This window comes from Sporosarcina siberiensis, assembly GCF_042681925.1.
GTDB lineage: Bacteria > Bacillota > Bacilli > Bacillales_A > Planococcaceae > Sporosarcina > Sporosarcina siberiensis.
In genome coordinates this window covers 52,836-70,379 of sequence record NZ_JBHUGI010000037.1, presented here as the reverse complement: position 1 = coordinate 70,379, position 17,544 = coordinate 52,836, and the positions used below count along the sequence as shown (strand labels likewise).

At 38.9% G+C, this 17,544-nt stretch carries 19 protein-coding genes and 1 other annotated feature; of the genes, 5 read left to right on the top strand and 14 right to left on the bottom strand.

Features of this window, described 5'->3' with window-relative positions; translation table 11 throughout:
* Nucleotides 1-86: 86 nt before the first annotated feature.
* The gene (gene wrbA / locus ACFSFY_RS16745) at nt 87-752 is read right to left on the bottom strand and encodes an NAD(P)H:quinone oxidoreductase (RefSeq protein WP_381540389.1); all 666 of its coding nucleotides are present in this window, start codon (nt 750-752) and stop codon (nt 87-89) included.
* Between the two features lie 63 nt (nt 753-815).
* Nucleotides 816-2,012 (bottom strand): DUF3238 domain-containing protein, encoded by a 1,197-nt coding sequence (locus ACFSFY_RS16740; RefSeq protein ID WP_381540059.1) that lies wholly within the window; start codon nt 2,010-2,012, stop codon nt 816-818.
* Nucleotides 2,013-2,268: 256 nt separating this feature from the next.
* Nucleotides 2,269-2,343 (top strand) — a sequence feature (ribosomal protein L21 leader region).
* A 12-nt stretch (nt 2,344-2,355) separates the two neighbouring features.
* On the opposite strand from ACFSFY_RS16740, the gene rplU reads away from it, so the two are divergent.
* From rplU to rpmA, 3 genes are read left to right on the top strand one after another with little or no spacing between them, the layout of a single operon-like run.
* Nucleotides 2,356-2,664: a 50S ribosomal protein L21 gene (gene rplU, locus ACFSFY_RS16735; protein ID WP_381540057.1), complete on the top strand. Its 309-nt coding sequence runs from the start codon at nt 2,356-2,358 to the stop codon at nt 2,662-2,664.
* Between the two features lie 7 nt (nt 2,665-2,671).
* Nucleotides 2,672-3,001 carry a ribosomal-processing cysteine protease Prp gene (locus tag ACFSFY_RS16730; RefSeq protein WP_381540055.1) on the top strand — a complete coding sequence of 110 codons (330 nt, stop codon included), beginning with the start codon at nt 2,672-2,674 and terminating at the stop codon, nt 2,999-3,001.
* Between the two features lie 13 nt (nt 3,002-3,014).
* Entirely contained in the window at nt 3,015-3,305 is a 291-nt protein-coding gene (rpmA, locus tag ACFSFY_RS16725) for a 50S ribosomal protein L27 (protein ID WP_381540053.1), read from the top strand.
* 41 nt (nt 3,306-3,346) lie between these two features.
* Here rpmA and ACFSFY_RS16720 read toward each other — a convergent pair whose 3' ends face one another.
* Entirely contained in the window at nt 3,347-4,189 is an 843-nt protein-coding gene (locus ACFSFY_RS16720) for a dimethylarginine dimethylaminohydrolase family protein (protein ID WP_381540052.1), read from the bottom strand.
* Nucleotides 4,190-4,330: 141 nt separating this feature from the next.
* Nucleotides 4,331-5,644 carry a D-serine ammonia-lyase gene (locus ACFSFY_RS16715; RefSeq protein WP_381540051.1) on the bottom strand — a complete coding sequence of 438 codons (1,314 nt, stop codon included), beginning with the start codon at nt 5,642-5,644 and terminating at the stop codon, nt 4,331-4,333.
* Nucleotides 5,645-5,838: 194 nt separating this feature from the next.
* On the opposite strand from ACFSFY_RS16715, the gene ACFSFY_RS16710 reads away from it, so the two are divergent.
* Entirely contained in the window at nt 5,839-7,872 is a 2,034-nt protein-coding gene (locus ACFSFY_RS16710; protein ID WP_381540049.1) for a metallophosphoesterase family protein, read from the top strand.
* A 52-nt stretch (nt 7,873-7,924) separates the two neighbouring features.
* On the opposite strand, the gene kynA is transcribed toward ACFSFY_RS16710, so the two are convergent.
* The 10 genes from kynA to ACFSFY_RS16660 all read right to left on the bottom strand — a co-directional run bounded on the left by kynA (nt 7,925) and on the right by ACFSFY_RS16660 (nt 16,743).
* Nucleotides 7,925-8,743, bottom strand: coding sequence for a tryptophan 2,3-dioxygenase (gene kynA / locus ACFSFY_RS16705; RefSeq protein ID WP_381540047.1), 819 nt, complete (start codon nt 8,741-8,743; stop codon nt 7,925-7,927).
* Nucleotides 8,736-9,383, bottom strand: coding sequence for an arylformamidase (kynB, locus tag ACFSFY_RS16700; RefSeq protein ID WP_381540046.1), 648 nt, complete (start codon nt 9,381-9,383; stop codon nt 8,736-8,738). Before kynB ends, kynA begins: the two co-directional genes overlap by 8 nt.
* Complete coding sequence (gene kynU / locus ACFSFY_RS16695; RefSeq protein WP_381540045.1) at nt 9,380-10,645, bottom strand: kynureninase; 1,266 nt, start codon at nt 10,643-10,645, stop codon at nt 9,380-9,382. Before kynU ends, kynB begins: the two co-directional genes overlap by 4 nt.
* 99 nt (nt 10,646-10,744) lie before the next feature.
* Nucleotides 10,745-11,005 (bottom strand): hypothetical protein, encoded by a 261-nt coding sequence (locus ACFSFY_RS16690; RefSeq protein ID WP_381540044.1) that lies wholly within the window; start codon nt 11,003-11,005, stop codon nt 10,745-10,747.
* Complete coding sequence (locus ACFSFY_RS16685; RefSeq protein WP_381540042.1) at nt 11,002-11,613, bottom strand: response regulator; 612 nt, start codon at nt 11,611-11,613, stop codon at nt 11,002-11,004. The genes ACFSFY_RS16690 and ACFSFY_RS16685 overlap by 4 nt, the downstream gene beginning before the upstream one ends.
* A gap of 4 nt (nt 11,614-11,617) precedes the next feature.
* The gene (locus ACFSFY_RS16680) at nt 11,618-12,745 is read right to left on the bottom strand and encodes a sensor histidine kinase (protein WP_381540040.1); all 1,128 of its coding nucleotides are present in this window, start codon (nt 12,743-12,745) and stop codon (nt 11,618-11,620) included.
* Between the two features lie 96 nt (nt 12,746-12,841).
* Nucleotides 12,842-13,894: a Delta(5) desaturase DesA gene (gene desA, locus ACFSFY_RS16675; RefSeq protein WP_381540038.1), complete on the bottom strand. Its 1,053-nt coding sequence runs from the start codon at nt 13,892-13,894 to the stop codon at nt 12,842-12,844.
* 344 nt (nt 13,895-14,238) lie between these two features.
* Complete coding sequence (ytxJ, locus tag ACFSFY_RS16670; RefSeq protein WP_381540036.1) at nt 14,239-14,571, bottom strand: bacillithiol system redox-active protein YtxJ; 333 nt, start codon at nt 14,569-14,571, stop codon at nt 14,239-14,241.
* Nucleotides 14,572-14,593: 22 nt separating this feature from the next.
* On the bottom strand, nt 14,594-16,159 hold the full coding sequence (locus tag ACFSFY_RS16665) for an aminotransferase class V-fold PLP-dependent enzyme (RefSeq protein WP_381540034.1): 1,566 nt from the start codon (nt 16,157-16,159) through the stop codon (nt 14,594-14,596).
* The gene (locus tag ACFSFY_RS16660; protein WP_381540032.1) at nt 16,156-16,743 is read right to left on the bottom strand and encodes a glycerol-3-phosphate acyltransferase; all 588 of its coding nucleotides are present in this window, start codon (nt 16,741-16,743) and stop codon (nt 16,156-16,158) included. Before ACFSFY_RS16660 ends, ACFSFY_RS16665 begins: the two co-directional genes overlap by 4 nt.
* A gap of 122 nt (nt 16,744-16,865) precedes the next feature.
* Here ACFSFY_RS16660 and ACFSFY_RS16655 point away from each other — a divergent pair, with 122 nt between their 5' ends.
* Complete coding sequence (locus ACFSFY_RS16655; RefSeq protein WP_381540030.1) at nt 16,866-17,537, top strand: phosphatase PAP2 family protein; 672 nt, start codon at nt 16,866-16,868, stop codon at nt 17,535-17,537.
* Nucleotides 17,538-17,544 lie beyond the last annotated feature (7 nt).

Sequence of the window (17,544 nt, the reverse complement as noted above, 5' to 3'; positions counted from 1 at the left end):
AATAAAGAAGCAAAAATCCGACCTATTTAAGGTCGGATTTTTTGTTGTACGCATATGAAAAAACCCATTAACTCTAATTTTTATAATTAGGCATTTAAAACTTTTAAGGCCTGTCCTACGCTTAGCGTACGCATCGCCTGATATTGAACAGCCGCTTTTAGAGCTGGAATATCATCCGTGATTTTTCCTTCCGAGCTTACAGTTGCACTTGTTCCGTAAGGATTCCCATTCGCCTCACCTGCAACAGCATCTGTGTAGCCTGGTGCTGCTACGATTGCACCCCAATGATACATTGTCGTATAAAGTGAAAGAATCGCTGCTTCTTGACCGCCATGTAGATTTTGAGCAGAGGTCATCGCACTTACTGCTTTATTCGAAAGCTTTCCTTGGAACCAGAGTCCGCCCAATGTATCGATAAAACTTTGCATTTGACTCGTAATATTCCCAAAGCGTGTTGGCACACTAAAAATCAGGGCATCTGCCCATTCCAGATCCGCTTCAGTTGCAACTGGAATATCCTTTGTCGCTTCCATATGCGCTTTCCAACCAGGCGTTGAATCGATTAACGCCTGAGGTGCTGTTTCGGGTACTTTTACGAGTCTCACTTCAGAACCTTCTGCTTTCGCTGCTTCTGAAGCCCATAGTGCCATTTGATAATTCGTACCTGTTGAACTGTAGTATACAATTGTGGTTTTCGTTTTTTCTGTTTCCACAACATCCATATTTCCAAGCAGTCTGTATAGATATCCCATTGCTTCTTCACCACTTTCCAGCATTAGTGTTCTATTATACCACTTGAAGGACTGTATGCTTTTCTATTCAAAATTTGAGTGCCGCCAGTATTGCCAAGCCGTTATTTCTGACATCCAGGCAAGTCCCTTACTTTCAGCTAAATGGATTGGCATCCAGTTTTTTTCACTTCCACGAGACATATATATTTCATGATGTGGTGCTTGGTCATGGAATCCAGTTATATCAAATGTACCATTTCTTTGCATAACCGCTCGAACTTCGTAGTCAATTTCTGGTGCTGTAACGAGCGGGTTCCCGACAGAATGAGTGAGAAGAAATCCAACTTCTTCTTCCTCATGATCCAGTCTTACGAGTTTGATACCGTCGTAAGAAGCAACTGCCTTTTGCCGGAATCTTTTTGCCCGGTTATAGGAGACCGTTTGTCCAATCTCTTTTGTAAAGGTCAACGGCGTCTTAGGTTTATCATAAGCAAGTTCGATATCGACACGCGTCCTAAAACGTTCAGCTTCTGAATCAAAGTCCCGATTGTCTCCTTTAAAATAGTGATCCATTGCTAGTATATTAGGGTTTTTTATCCACTTTTCTTTTATAAATGTTGTGTACCTAAATTTCCATCGATTTATGTTTGTCCTTCGTTGTTTCTCAAGCACAGGAATGAGCAATGCATTCGGTTTCCCAATTAACTTCGTAACTCTAAATTCTTCAGTCGTTGCTTCTTCTTTGTTGGATACAGGATTCAGCGCTCCAAAAATACCCGCTACCACCGATTTACTTTTACTAAGTGTTTCTTCCGATTTCGCAAGAAGACGCTTTGACAGAATCGTATACACATATGATTCATCTAAAGAAAATCTGTAATCGGTAAAATGATTTGTCTTTACCGCTACCATAAACTCGTTATTCCGATAGACATTGTATTCGTCCACTTCACTAATTTCTTCCCATGACAAAACAATCTTCGTTTTCGTAACAATGGTCGACATAACAAGAAACTGAAGGGGATTTTCAATGTTCCGCTGTTCAGCATAAGCTGACGTTTGCAATGCAATGACCCTTACTACTTTATCGTTTTCAACTTGCTCAATTGAATAAGTGTACATTCTCGCATGATTGAAATCTCCATCTTTGAACTCTGCTACAGTCCCTTCATAAAGAAGTTCTCGATCACGATAAACATGATACATTCCACCAATATCATGCCATGTAAACTCTATTGAGTTTGGATGATGTGATAATGATTTTATTTCGAACTTCTTCAATAGTAAGTCCTCCCTTGAATTCCATCGATTTAATTCTTTATGAGTAATTATTGCCTTTAATTGAACCGCTTTAAACCCTTAGATAGAAATACTAAAGTAATTAGTAAAACATTTAAAGTATATAAATCAAATACACTTCCATCTAAACAGTCCTATTAGCAAAGGATAGATGAGTTGCTAATAGGACTGTCTATCTTTCACGACTTGACCGGAACAATTCTATGTGATAATGTTTTAATGTTATAACAGTAGTACGCTCGTGCTACAACCGCACTGAAAAGGTCTAAGTATCCTTATGGGATCACCTTTAACGGCGAGTCTGAGTATAAGAGGAGGTATAAGTATGTACGCAATTATTGAAACAGGCGGAAAACAACTTAAAGTTGTTGCAGGCCAGGAAGTTTATATCGAAAAAGTAGCAACTGAAGTTGGCGAAATCGTCACTTTCGACAAAGTGCTATTCGTAGGTGGAGACGATGTAAAAGTAGGCGTTCCATTCGTGGAAGGAGCTTCTGTCACAGCGAAAGTTGTTGAACAAGGCCGCGCTAAAAAAATTACTGTTTTCAAATACAAACCGAAAAAGAATTACAAGCGAAAACTAGGTCATCGTCAGCCATTTACAAAAGTTATCATTGCCGATATTACACTGTAAGGCCGACATGATTACAATTAATGTAAACAAAGACAAATCGGGTCGCATTCTGTCGTTTGAAATGACCGGCCACGCTGATTTTGCTGAACACGGAAAAGATCTTGTATGTGCAGGTGCATCTGCTGTATCTTTCGGTGCAGTCAATGCAATCATCTCACTTACAGGCAAGACACCTGATATCCAACAAGGATCTGATGGTGGATATTTGAACGTCATACTTCCGAATTCTTCAGAAAATGATCACGACATACAGTTGATTGTAAAAGCGATGGTTGTTTCTTTACAAACAATCGAAAATGACTATGGGCACTATATAAAAGTACTTTTTAAAGAGTAGGAGGTGGCACATAATGTTACGTTTAGATCTCCAGTTTTTCGCATCGAAAAAAGGTGTTGGTTCAACTAGAAACGGTCGTGACTCTCACGCACAACGTCTTGGAGCAAAACGCTCTGACGGACAATTCGTTACAGGTGGATCAATCCTTTATCGTCAACGCGGAACTAAAATTCACCCAGGTGAAAACGTAGGTCGTGGAAGCGATGATACACTTTTCGCTAAAATTGACGGCGTCGTTCGCTTTGAGCGTCTTGGCCGCGATAAAAAGAAAGTCAGCGTTTATACTGAAGTTAAAGAAGCTTAATCGCTGACTAAAAAGGACTGCATTTTATATGCAGTCCTTTTTTATTTCCTTTTTAGTGGCATTGAACAACATCGAAAAGAACCACCTGATTTTATAATCTCAGAAAAATCAACTTCAATAACTTCAAATCCATGAGAACGCATGGCATCGTTAACATTTGCATTTTGAGGTAAGCTAAATACTTTTCCTTGACCAATCGACAGGACATTCGTTCCCATACTGAATTGTTCTTCTTCACTAACTTCAATAAGTTTATAGTTTTTCGAAAGCATTTCAACTGTCTTTTCATCAAGAGCTTCGGGATAAATCAAACCTACTTCAGGAGATAGAATATTGAATACACAATCGAGATGCAAATACTTCTCATTAAACGGCACTTTAATAATTTCATGTTGAGGTAAATCGACTTTAAGTTTATGAATGGCCTCATTCGAAGTACGACTGCTCACGCCAACATAGACTTTCGAACGATCGACTATGACGTCTCCACCTTCTACCCGATTCGTAGTTGTGAGGTAAGAAATGTCCTCCTCTTCCAGCCATCCTTCAAGCACATCTTCTTCGCCTTTACGAATATCGCTCGCCATTTCCGCGACAAAAATGTCATCGCCTACTGTAAAGCCGATATCACGTGTGAATACTTGTTCCGGGAATTTTTCAGAAGAAGGTAGTTTAATCACTTCAACGCCATGTTCCTTCAGCTTTCTTTCAAATTCTCCATGTTGCTGCATCGCTAGCTCTACATTTATATTGTCTTCTTTGTACTTTTTTTGAACATCATTTATAACATCATCAATAGCCATAAATTCTGGTTGACATATTAAGACACGAAGCAATGTTTCATACTCAGTATTGCAATGTGTTTCTGGTATTTGTGAATTCATTTTTTTATCCTCCAGATACTTTTTATCATCTTTAGTGTTTTTCCCTACTTTTGTCGAATTAAACATAACTAAAACAGGAACTATGTAAAAGCATTTAAGCTTTTTTATAGTTCCTGTCGATTTCCCGGGGAATAACTCGAATTAGTTCCTGGACATTCCATAATATAGATTCATTTCTTGTTCCGGAACCATGCCGCCTCCTGTTCCCCATACAATATGTGTGGCTGTCGAAAGTTCCGCACCCTTAATATGTTCACGGATAACATTGATAGGTCCTGTCATTCCAGCAAGTGCAGATGGTTCAAGACGAATACCTTCAATGTCTGCTGCTAATTTAAGCAATTGAAACATTGTTTCGTCTGAAAGTGTATAGCAGCCGGACAACAGAGGTTCCATTGTTTTCCCAACAAATCCAGATGCCGTTCCAACTGCGAGTCCATCTGCAGCTGTTTTGTTATCCAGACCGAAGTCTTGAACTGAAATCCCGTCATGAAGACCTGTCATCATTCCAAGCATCATACAAGGTGAATGTGTTGGTTCTGCGAAGAAACAGTGTACATGATCTCCAAACGCAAGCTTCAGGCCGAATGCCACTCCTCCAGGTCCACCACCAACACCACATGGCAAATAAACGAAAAGAGGATTTTCTTCATTGACAGTTGTTCCACGCTCTTTTAATTGTGCAGCGAGCCTTTCACCAGCAACTGCATACCCTAAAAATAGGTCAATGGAATTTTCATCATCTACAAAGTGGCAAGTTGGATCCTCGTCTGCTTGACGACGACCTTCTTCGACCGCTTTGCTGTAGTCTTCCACATATTCGATAACGGTTACTCCCTTTTCTCGGAGCATTTCTTTCTTCCATTTTTTTGCATCTGCAGACATATGGACCGTGACGTTGAAACCAAGTTTTGCGCTCATTATTCCAATGCTTAACCCCAGATTCCCCGTAGATCCAACTGCTATCTTATGCTTTGAAAACAGATTTTTAAATCCTGATTCTGCAAATTTTGCATAGTCCTCCCCTATAGTAATCAGTCCATTTTCAAGTGCAAGAGTTTCCGCATGTTTTAAGATTTCATAAATCCCCCCACGCGCCTTAATCGACCCAGAAATAGGAAGTATATTGTCTTGTTTCAGAAGTAAATCACCAGGAATTTGAATTCCGTATTTTTCTTCAAGTGCTGCTTTCATTTTTGGAATTGCAGTGAGTGGTGATTCGATAATTCCATTGGACACAATCGTTTCTGGAAAAACAGATTTGATGTACGAAGCGAAACGTTCCAATCGGTCGGATGCGTCTTGCACTTGCATTTTGGTAATACCCGTTTTTGAAATACCTGTAGTAACCGACTCCAGTAACGGATTAAGCCAAAGCACTTGTTCTTTGCTAATCATTTTCTCTATAAGAGGCAACTGTTCTTTCCACTTGTTCACTTCATTCGTATTTAACATAAGTAACTACCTCGACTTCCTGAAAGTTGTACGAACAGTATACCATGCACCAATTTTTCCCCACAAATTAAGAAAATATCTGTCGACAAGCTTGTGAAATAAATAGAGTATTGAATTGCCTATGTCCACACACACACCGCAATCTCCAAAGTCGAATACGCTAGAACAATGATTCAACATAGGTGGTGTGTTAAATGTTATTTCCCAAAGTACTTGCGGGTCCCATTTTACGGAGAGTAGACAGACAATCAGTTACAATTTGGATTGCAACGAGTCAATCTTTTGAAATCAATGCAAGAATATTTACTTTAGAACAAGAAATTGCCCTCGACACTATAAGCGAAGTGACTTCAATTTGTACGGGTGAGAAGTTATTTATTCATCTCATACAAATTCATGGTCGCTTTCCAACAGATACATTGCTTGGTTATAACTTGTTCCTTCAGGACATCAATAAAATATATGACTTGAAAAGCCTCGATTTAATTTCAGAAAACAAAATGCAATCTATTACTTATGGTGACCTTCCCTATCCCTCATTTTTTATTCCCGATAGGTCGAACTCAAATTTTCTATATGCCTCCTGTCGAAAGTTTCACGGTATCGGTGAGGATACCCTTATTGCAGGAGATCGAATTATCGAGGATGCCCAAATGGATTTAGAGAAACGACCACAAGCCTTGTTTCTTCTTGGTGACCAAATCTACGCAGACGATGTAGCGGACCCGCTTTTTCCTGTCATTCAATCCGTTGCCGTTCATCTCATAGGACACGAGGAAGATCTTGCCCAGTTTAATGGCACACTGAACGATGAACATTTTCGCAAGGTCATTCATCAAGTAAATGGCCGCCAGTTCATAACGAGCAAACTTTGCAATTTCACTTCGTCTAATGCCGGAAATCATTTAATGACATTCGGAGAGTATGCCGCCATGTATCTGTTATCATGGAGTCCCAGTCTTTGGGAAAGCGTGTACATTCCTCCCTATGATGAAATGCTTGAGAGGAACAGCATCCACTTACTATTTCCAGGAGATAAAGCCGAACAAAAACAATCTAGAACAAGATACAATGAGCAAACTGAAAAGCTTCTCCAAACTATGGCGGGGCTGCAGAATGTTCGAAGATTACTGGCGAACGTTCCAACATATATGATTTTCGATGACCACGACATCACAGATGATTGGAATTTATCAGCCGATTGGATAACCCAAGTGTCACAATCACCACTTGGAAAACACGTCATCGCAAATGGATTAAGTGCTTATTGGATTTTTCAAGGGTGGGGCAATGAGCCACAACGATTCGAGGAAAAGTTTATAAAGTCAATGAGCCATCATTTTGCAGGCTTCACTGCTCACTCAGTTGCTTATGTACATTGGGTAAAACGACTTTGGTCATACAAAGACTGGCATTTTGTTGCACCAACAAAACCGTCTGCTCTATTTCTCAATACCCGAACGATTCGGCAGTTTGATCATTTACCCCAAGCTGTAAAAGTCGGTTGGATTTTTAAAGAAAGTACACGCAGTCCAAGATTGATTGGGACAGAGGGTTGGAATTCAGTATCCAAAACACTTTTCCAGTCAGGTTGGATAAAAGGCGACCCCTTGCTTATTATTTCACCGACACCGTTATACGGTATGGGCCTCGTTGAATCTGTTTTACATTCCTACGTCTATCCACTTCGCGCAATCGGAATTCCTGTGGATGAGACACTTGATTTCGAGGCTTGGAAATACAACGGAAAAGGATTTAGTGATTTTCTAACAAACATTTTCAATTGGAACCCATCGCAGTGCATTATATTATCAGGAGATGTTCATTACGCTTCAGCTGTCACCTCCCACGTTAAGCTAAATTCTTCTGCAATGACTATTCTCCAATTTACAAGTAGTCCAACGAAAAACAAAAGTTTTACAGGAATGTGGGGATTTCTTCTGAGATCAGCAATCTGGCTAAACGTAAGAAAAAGGAAAGGGAAGATTCTTCAGCGACATTGCATCGATTCTTTTACAATCGTGAATAAAGAACAAGACTCTTCGTGTTCTGAATGTCCAATATGGCAAGAAAAGCTGCGCTATTTGTCCACAACCAGTGGTGCCATTGTTGAGACGAAAAACAACATCGGTCGGTTGTTGATAGGAGACAAGTTTGTGCAAAACACTCTTTTACAAATAAAAGGGGAAAAGCTAAAGGAAACTACTTTCGAGAAAATAAACTTCTAAAATAACATAAAAAAACTCCGCCATCTCGAAACGATAAGCGGAGTTTCCCTGTTTATAATTTTGTTCGCACATCCCATAGTTCAGGAAAAAACTGATGATCAAGCACGGACTTTAGATAATTAACACCAGACGAACCACCTGTACCCATTTTAAATCCAATAATCCGCTCAACTGTCTTCATATGTCTGAAACGCCACTGCTGGTGACTGTCTTCAATATCAACCAATTTCTCCGCAAGCTGATATAAGTTCCAATGATCATCGACATTTCGATATACTTCGAGCCATGCATCCGCGACTGTTGAATCTCCTTTGTACGTAACTGTGAAATCCCGTGCAAGTAAATCTTCATTAATCGGAAAACCTGCTCTCGCAAGCGCACGAATGGCTACATCGTAAATACCTGGAGCATGATATGCAGTTTCCAGGCTTTCAGCTAATTCTGGATCTTTTTCATAAATCTTTAATATATGCGGTTGTTTGTATCCAAGAGCAAATTCAATCAGCCGATTCTGATAGGACTGAAATCCAGAAGCGCGGCCCAGACTCTCGCGAAACTCCATATATTCTGCTGGCGTTAGCGTTGCTAATACATCCCATGCCTGAATAATTTGCGTCTGTATTCTGGACACACGAGCAAGCATTTTGAAGGCTTCGGGAAGTTCATCTTTTTCAATTGAAGTGATTGCTGTATTCAACTCATGCAAAATAAGTTTCATCCATAACTCACTTACTTGATGAATCACAATGAATAACATCTCATCATGATGACCTGATAACCGATTTTGGCTCGTTAGCAATTTATCCAAATTTAAATATTCACCATAGGTCATATTGTCTTTAAAATCTGTATGAATTCCTTTTTCACTCACTTAAATCGTCCCTTTCGATTGGCTTTAATACAGCTCGAACCGGGCTACCATCACCGTTTACTAGTGGTAACGGCAATGCAATCAATTCATAATTACCGGGTTCTACTTTATCGAGCACGATGTTTTCTAAAATTAATACTCCATTTTTGTGCAACGAGTGGTGTGCTTCTACAATTTTACTGTCTTCCGGATCTACAGAAGGCGTATCGATGCCAATAAGTTTAACGCCTCTTTCTTTTAATAGCGGGCCGATGTCTTCACGTAAATAAGTGAACGTTTCCGGAAACACATTCGGATCCGGTCGGCTTAATGTTTTAAGTAAAATCCGCTTTGCTCCGCGAAAATCAATGGATTCTAATTCAGACCTTCCAACGCTGCGATTTCCAGTTACATCAATAACAAGAGCTCCTCCAATGTACGTATTTATATCAAGGTCAAGGACTTTTTTCCCTAAATCGTCAAAATGGAAAGGTGCATCAATATGTGTTCCCATATGTGTGCTTGTCGTTAACTTCCCAATATTTACTGAACCCGTGTCCGCTTTTGAAAATGCTACTTCATAAGTAAACGGTGTATCCCCTGGCCACTGCGCAATTGAATTTTGAAGTGGTTGTGAAATATCGATCCATTTCCCCGTCATGCAACCACTCCTCGTTTATTTTCAAATTTTTCATACCGTTTTTCATCCATTATTACTTTTAGCTTTTGGATCGTATGCCAGACGTCTTCAAATGTATTGTAAAGCGCTACAGGAGCAAGACGAACTCCATTGGGAGCACGGAAGTCTGGGATTACACCGGCTTCCTTAAGTGCTTTACAGATTCGCGCGGCCTCCTGATGTTCCAGTAAAATATGACCACCACGAGTATCGTCAATAGGATTACCCACAGTAAATCCGAATTCAGAAAGCTCATGTTCAACGAGCTTCATCATATAACCTGTTAGTTTAAGTGATTTCTCACGAATACGATCAATGCCAACCTCGTCGAACATTTCTAATGCACCAATAACTGGCGCCAAACTTAGGACATGTGGTGTGCCCACTTGAAAAGCACTTGAATCTTCTGCAGGATCCATTGTATGATTCATGTCAAACTGCGATTCTTTCTTTGAACCAAACCACCCTGCAAGACCCGGTGCGGTTCCGAAGTTTTTTTCATGAACAAATAATCCACCAACAGAACCAGGACCACCGTTCAGATGTTTGTATGTGCACCAAAATGCAAAGTCTACACCCCATTCATGAAGGCTGTGCGGAACTGAACCAATGGAATGACATAGGTCAAATCCAATTGGAATACCCCTGTCATTTGCAGCTGCTGCAATCTTTTCCATATTAAGTACTTGCCCACTTCGATACAGGACTCCCGGTAAGACAATCAGTGCGATATCTTCCGTCATAGCTTCAATGATTCGATCCTCTGACAAAAAACGCCCATCATCGCTTTCAACTTGTACAAGATGTTCTGCCGGATCTAATCCTTTCAACGCTATTTGACTTTTTAGTGCATAAATATCTGAAGGAAAATTAAGCTCATCTGCAAGAATCTTTGTTTTATTCCCAGTAGGTTTATAAAATGTTGCAACAAGCTGATGTAAATTCGACGTAGTCGATCCGGTAGCGATTACTTCGCCTAGTTTTCCTCCGACAAGTGGAGCCATTTTTCCGCCAACCGTTTCGGACATATAAAACCACGGATTTTCTCCTTCAGTCCATCCATCAATACCTAACGTCTTCCATGAATCAAGCAAATTTAAAAGTGTTGTTTCGGCTCTTTTTGATAATAACCCAAGTGAGTTTCCGTCCATATAAAGAACATCTTTCATTAAATAAAACTCGTTTTTATACTGTGAAATTTCATCTTGTGCATCTAATTTTATTGCCTCTTCAATCTTAAACATATACGAATCCTCCCGTTCAAAATTCAATTCTATCTATACAATATCACAAAAAAACACAGACAATAATTGCATCACTACAATTTCGCCTGTGGTCCATTATTATGCGACACTGTTTTTTCTCGCACGAATCAGTTTAAGGATATTTCCGCCTATTCCAAGAACGGCTACGATAATAATTGCAATTTTCACGAATAAATACCAATCTCGAACAAGTGCATGTAGTATAATTGCAGCGAGAATTGTCAGATGTGCTGGAATCATAAATGCCGCTTTTTTCTTAATTTCATAGAGATAAAAGAGTACCACAAAAACGCCCATCAAAACCCAACGAATTATCCCAAGAAGCTCCATGCCGGTCATTTGAACCAGCCCTTCTCTTTAAACCTTGAAATTGCTTCAATTCGATTACTGACATCCAATTTATCAAGAATTGTCGATATATAGTTGCGGACAGTGCCAGGAGATAAAAATAGCTCTCCTGCAATTTCTTTCGTCGATCTACCCTCAGCTATCAAACTTAGTACTTGGCTTTCCCGTTCAGTCAAAGGATTTTCTCCCGCATCCCCATCGCCGTATGCGATGTCTACAAGCTCTGGTGCATAGATACGTCTACCATCCACTATTGTTCGAATTGAACTGACCAACTCTTCAATAGGACTGTCTTTCAATAAATATCCGCGTACACCCGCTTTTCTTGCTCGCTCAAAATAACCAGCTCTTGCAAATGTAGTTAAAATAATAATTTTACAAGGATCTTCATGCAATTCTTCCGCTGCATCCAGGCCAGTTTTTACAGGCATCTCGATATCCATCACACATACGTCTGGTTCAAGTTCTCGAACGAGTTGAACTGCTTCTTCTCCATTTTTCGCCTTGCCAACAACTTCCATATCGTCTTCCATATTTAACAAGGACCCGAGTGCTCCGAGCATCATCCCTTGGTCTTCCGCTATGACAATGCGTATCACTTAATCACTCCCCAATAATATGTTTTAAAATAACCGGCACCTGAATCGACAACTTAGTACCTTCTCCGCCTTTAACATCTAGGCTACCGTTTACAAACTCAAGACGTTCACGTATTCCATCCAGACCATTCCCAGGCAATGTCTCTCCGCCTCTGGCAATTCCGATACCATTATCAGTAACCGTAATGACAAAGTATTTTGACGTATGTTCAAATGTAATATGACATTCCGTTCCATAGCTGTGTTTTACTACGTTCGTTACTGCTTCTTTTAAACACATACTTAATACATTTTCAACAATTGGCGTTATTCCTTCAAATGACGGATTTCCTTCAATCGTTAATTCCATTTCAGCTGCTTTTATTATTTGTTTAATACGAATGAGTTCATCTTCTAATTTCATTGCACGCATATCTTGAACTAGTTCGCGCACTTCTTTTAATGCAGTGCTCGCAGTTTGCCTTATATCATGCAACTCTTTTTTCGCTTGTTCGCTATTGATTGAAATCAGTTTTCCTGCAAGGTCACTTTTCAAGCCAATAAGCGAAAGTTTTTGTCCGAGTGTATCATGCAAGTCTCGTGCAATACGTTGTCGCTCTTCGAAAATAATGAGTTCGGAAATTCGTTCGTTTGCAACTTCTAATTGCCCTTCTAAGTTCTCTCTTTTATTACGATTGTAAAGATTAAAAGGCAATAGTACAACACCAATAAGACTCACTAAAATGAAGGGTAACTGAGGTAAAAATAAATCAATTTCAATGAAGAAGCCCAAAACTATCGCGGCTATCGTTGTTGCGAGATGGATTCCATATACGATGAAAAATCCAGCTGTATGACGAATATTACCTATGAATAGAGCTGTAAACAAGGAGAAATAGACAAACCCGAATAGTAATGTCATTACAATGTTAATGACCATTTCAAAGCTAATCCACATATAAAGTAGGCCACTTTTGGATTTAAATGAAAAACGATAAGATAAAAAGAATAAGAGCAACATTGTAATTCCAATAAATATTTGGATTCCAGACGAGGATCTAAAAATAAAGAAAAAGGGTAATAGGCAAAAAATAATCCAAACATAAATACTAAGCCATGGATTTTTCGGGAAAATACTATACCAACTTTGCATAACAGCTGTCCACCGCCTATCTGTTTAGTATACTATACCAAATTTTGAATAAAAGAAAACAACCATCCCTTATAAAGAGATGGTTGCAATAATTTTTTATTTACCTTCAAGACTCGTTCGTTTTGGTTTTATATCCATTGACGGACGTGGCATCTTAAGAAGATGTTTAATGTCTTTAAAGCTAACAAACCCTTTTTTCTCAGGATCATAGAGACGGTAGTTTATAGAAGCTAAACTAGATTTAATTGTTATCGTTGTTGCTTGATGCAACGGTGGAACTGAATCATGTGCTACTTCTAAGTTATAGTTCGGAACTCTTGGTGAAAGATGATGCACGTGATGAAAACCAATATTACCCGTTGCCCATTGCAATATACGTGGCAATTTATAATATGAGCTGCCATCAATCGCAGCTTTCACATAATCCCATTCTGTTTCTTCTTCAAAATACGAGTCTTCGAACGTATGTTGAATGTAGAACAACCATATACCAAGTGAACCTGCTATGAACATAATTGAACCTTGAACGATGACAAATGATTGCCATCCAATTAACAGGATCATTCCTGTATAAAGTGCAACTAAAATAATATTCGTTAAATACGTATTGTTTCTTTCTTTTTTTCGAGCGTCTTTACGATTAAAACGACTTGAGATGAGCACTAGGAAAAGTGGTCCGAAACCGAACATCACTAGTGGGTTTCGATATAAACGGTAAGCAAAACGCTGCCATTTAGATGCTTCCAAATATTCATCAATAGTCATAACCCAAATGTCACCAACGCCACGCTTATCAAGATTTGAACTTGATGCATGATGAATCGCGTGTTCACGTTTCCATTTCTCATAAGCGAAAAGTGTAAGCACTCCTGTAATGGTACCAACAATGTCATTTGCTTTTCTGTTTTTAAAGAACGAACCGTGAGTACAATCATGAAAAATGATGAATGTTCGTATGACAAAACCGGCTGCTAAAACGGATAGACCAAGTGTCAACCAGATGGATACGGACAAACTTTGATAAGCTAAAAACCATAAGATTAAAAAGGGTGGTACCGTGTTTATGATTTGCATTATACTTTTTTTATTCTCTGACTTTGCAAAAGGGGCAACACTTTTGTGAAGTTGCATTGTTTTTTCTTTAGACATGTTATCCTCCCTCGATTAATGATCTAGCGTACAATCATTCCTTGTATCTAATATTAGTACCTAGTCATACTTTGTGGAAGACATAAATGTCATGACTTTGAGATGACAACTGTCACTCGTTGTGAATTCCTTCACAATGATTTATAAGAAAACAAAAAGGATTACCATTTCTTTATAGGTAATCCCTCTGTGGAGAAGGTCATTCGAACGTTATCCACTTGTTCATAAGTGTTTTTTGACTGGATATTGAATGTGTGGACAACTTTACTTAGGAATTCCAACGTTTACGAAATGCCGATTCACATTAAAAAGCACTCTAAATCGTTCAGAGTGCTTCATTAGTATTAAGCTAAATTATTTTCTTTTAATCCTCTATTGATTTCATTATCCGTAATAACCGTATGTGATGCATTCCAGACAGCTTTCCCGTCCTTCATTAGGAAAAGTTGCGGGGACTGGTGGACAATACCTAAATCACTTTCAATTTCATTGGATACCGGACGACTTTCACGTACTTTCAAGAAAAACTTTGGCATTTCTGTTTCATACGCTTCTACACGACTGTATGCAGATGTACTTATTGGACACGTCGTACTATGTTTTAAAACGAGTAATGGACCTTCTTTCGACTTTTCTACGACGTCATTCCACTCTTCGATTGATAGCAATTCTTTCATAATAATCATCTCCTTATACTACTTAGTTTAACACAGACAACAGGTGAATCAATTTATCAAGATTCTGATTGGACACATTATTCATACAAGAAATTTGAAGCCAGTTTCTTTCACATAAATAAGTACTTTCATAATGAACATTGAACCCATTTAGAAATAGGTTGTCGCCTAGACGTTTAGATGAAAATTCTTTTGGTATTACCAACGTTAGAATTGCCGGTGTTGCAAATTCTTCTTGTGCTAAAATCGTGAATCCCATTTTTTCAACCGCTCTTCTAATAATGCTTGATCGTTCTTGTATAGAAGCAAAAACCTTATTCGGATCCTCGTATTCTTGTAATGCAGCAGCTAGTGAGGATACCAAATTAGAGGATTGTGAAAAAGGTATCCCTTCTGCTTCTGCGTATGTACCAAGGTCAAGATAGCGCGGCAAGCGCTTTGATTTTGGAATAGGTTCATTGTGAAAAACAAACGATACACCCGTATAACTGCAGAATCCTTTCCCACTTACACCCGATGCAAATGCAACCCCTTTAAGATCAAGGGGAACCGTTCCTATTGAACTTACACAGTCAACAGCAAGCAGTACATTGTTAGTCGAACAAATACTTTGGAGCATGGAAAGCTCATTCAGTATTCCAGTTGACGTTTCAGAGTGGACAACCCAAAGCCAGCTGTAATGACCCATTTTCAATTGATCAATAATCTCTTCATTTTTAAAAGGCTGTCCCCATGTCGTTTCTAAAATGTCATATTCCATACCGAATCGTTCCGCATGATCGACAAGTCTGAAACCGAATTCTCCATTTGCGAGGATGAGACCTTTACCATCTTTTAAACTAAGTTGTGCCGCAACGACATCATTTGCAAGCGTTCCTGTCCCTTGCAGAAGTTGAACGTATTTTGCCTTGGTTAAGTTTGTTAAACCCTTTTGCACATACGTTAATACGTTTTCAAACTCTGTGGATCTATGTGAGAACGGCTGAATAAGCATCGCTTTCTGTACATCCTCCGAAATTGTTGCCGGCCCTGGCAAAAAGTTAATATGAGGTTTTGATAGTCTTCCTGCAACAGCCAATTCAAACGTTTCCTTAGTTAAATACATCGGTTGAAATTCTGCGTCTTTTGTTCCTGTAAGTTTTCCAAAAGGTGAAAAACCAAGTTGTCCATATAACTTCTGCTCACGCATTGTTCCTGAAATAAGTGCTGCATCATAGCCCATCCTCAGACAATACCTAATGAGTGCTTGTGCAATTCCAAGGAATGCACGTCCATTTCGATATTTTTGTTCAATGGCAAGAAGTCTTATTTCGACGGGGTTTTTTACTCGAAACGGTAAATGCTGTTCCACTTCACCTATCTTTCCGTCAAGTGAGAAAGGTCGTTTACTCCTTATCGCAATCATACCGATTACTCGACCGTCAAATATGCAAATAATATATGTATTTTCATGATGAAATTTATCGACAAGCATATGTGTTTCATTTCGTTCGTGTTGAGGGATTTCTTCAGCGAATGTTTTATAATTTAGTTTATGAATTTGCTCATACTCAGTATATGTTTCCGCAATTTTATAAATAAAATTCATTTTGATTCGCTCCTTTCCTTCATATACTTCTCTTTTAGATCATCTTTATGTACAAACAATATAAGTACTGATAACAAACTCGCAACGATAAATTGACCGGTTCCAAGAGAGAGAGAGGCAATGATAATCGGTACAAGTACAATTGCACTCAAACCAGCCACAGTAAAACTTCTTATAAATAGATACATTATAACAAAAATACCTACAAAGATGATGAACACAAGTGGATTAAATGCGAGTAGACCGCCAATAAACGTCGATATTCCTTGTCCGCCTCGAAATCTAAAGAATACAGGATAAATATGTCCCAACATAACGGCTAACAAAGCGATGACTTCGATTGTTGGTTCAAATCCTAGCCATCTTGCAGTCAATACGGCAAGTGCTCCCTTTAATGCATCCCCTATAAAGGTAGCAATAAATGCTTTCTTACCAAATATGCGTCCAACATTACGTGCACCTGGGTTTCCACTACCTAATCCTTGAATTTCCTTCTTATAAAACATGTTGCTGATCATAGTAGCGGTCAGTATATTTCCAAGTAAATAGGAACCAATTATTAATAAAAATACCGTTGGAATCATTCCTTTTCAAGAAGTTATTAGTTAAAGGAAGCTCATACTTTTAATCCCTATAAAAGGATATCCTTTTATTAAATAAACACTTTCCTATACACTCAAATATACAGGAAAGGGGCCAAAAATGAATGCGTGAATTATTCTTACGTTTGTTACTAGCACTTATTTTATGTATTTGCTTCGGCGTCTTATTCGGTTACATTGCATCTGCAATTAGCAGTGAATCGATTGTCGATTTTGATAGAACAGTGATCGATTTTGTCCAAGGGATGGAAACCACTTGGCTGACTACTGCACTGAAAGGTTTTACTTGGATTGGCTCAGTATACTTTGTTGCACCTATTGGACTTCTAATTGTAGGTTATCTTTACTTTAAATTGCATTACCGCCACCAAGCGGTCCTTTTTGCTACTGTAATGATCGGTACGGTTGTTGTAAACTTTCTTTTGAAAATATATTTCAAAAGAGAACGACCGGAAATCCATAAAATTATGGAGGCAAATGGCTTTAGCTTTCCAAGCGGTCATACAATGATGGCTTTTAGTTTATATGCAATTATTGCCTATATTGCTTGGCGAAATGTACGCACAACGTTAAGTCGCGTACTTTTGTTTCTATTTGCCGTTACGATGATTATCGTAATCGGTATGAGCCGAATCTATCTTGGGGTTCACTTTCCGAGTGACGTTATTGGCGGACTGGCTGCCAGCGCTCTTTGGCTAACGATTGCAATTTCCGTCTATGCATTTTATCAAGATCATCAGAAAAAGAAATTATCCTCACTGAATTCTACTCCTTAAACAAAGG

Coding starts and splice junctions, on each gene's coding strand:
- wrbA (WP_381540389.1), bottom strand. CDS start 752: ATGGGATATCTATACAGACTGCTTGGAAATATGGATGTTGTGGAAACA.
- rplU (WP_381540057.1), top strand. CDS start 2,356: ATGTACGCAATTATTGAAACAGGCGGAAAACAACTTAAAGTTGTTGCA.
- ACFSFY_RS16730 (WP_381540055.1), top strand. CDS start 2,672: ATGATTACAATTAATGTAAACAAAGACAAATCGGGTCGCATTCTGTCG.
- rpmA (WP_381540053.1), top strand. CDS start 3,015: ATGTTACGTTTAGATCTCCAGTTTTTCGCATCGAAAAAAGGTGTTGGT.
- ACFSFY_RS16720 (WP_381540052.1), bottom strand. CDS start 4,189: ATGAATTCACAAATACCAGAAACACATTGCAATACTGAGTATGAAACA.
- ACFSFY_RS16715 (WP_381540051.1), bottom strand. CDS start 5,644: ATGTTAAATACGAATGAAGTGAACAAGTGGAAAGAACAGTTGCCTCTT.
- ACFSFY_RS16710 (WP_381540049.1), top strand. CDS start 5,839: ATGTTATTTCCCAAAGTACTTGCGGGTCCCATTTTACGGAGAGTAGAC.
- kynB (WP_381540046.1), bottom strand. CDS start 9,383: ATGACGGGGAAATGGATCGATATTTCACAACCACTTCAAAATTCAATT.
- kynU (WP_381540045.1), bottom strand. CDS start 10,645: ATGTTTAAGATTGAAGAGGCAATAAAATTAGATGCACAAGATGAAATT.
- ACFSFY_RS16690 (WP_381540044.1), bottom strand. CDS start 11,005: ATGACCGGCATGGAGCTTCTTGGGATAATTCGTTGGGTTTTGATGGGC.
- ACFSFY_RS16680 (WP_381540040.1), bottom strand. CDS start 12,745: ATGCAAAGTTGGTATAGTATTTTCCCGAAAAATCCATGGCTTAGTATT.
- desA (WP_381540038.1), bottom strand. CDS start 13,894: ATGTCTAAAGAAAAAACAATGCAACTTCACAAAAGTGTTGCCCCTTTT.
- ytxJ (WP_381540036.1), bottom strand. CDS start 14,571: ATGAAAGAATTGCTATCAATCGAAGAGTGGAATGACGTCGTAGAAAAG.
- ACFSFY_RS16665 (WP_381540034.1), bottom strand. CDS start 16,159: ATGAATTTTATTTATAAAATTGCGGAAACATATACTGAGTATGAGCAA.
- ACFSFY_RS16660 (WP_381540032.1), bottom strand. CDS start 16,743: ATGATTCCAACGGTATTTTTATTAATAATTGGTTCCTATTTACTTGGA.
- ACFSFY_RS16655 (WP_381540030.1), top strand. CDS start 16,866: ATGCGTGAATTATTCTTACGTTTGTTACTAGCACTTATTTTATGTATT.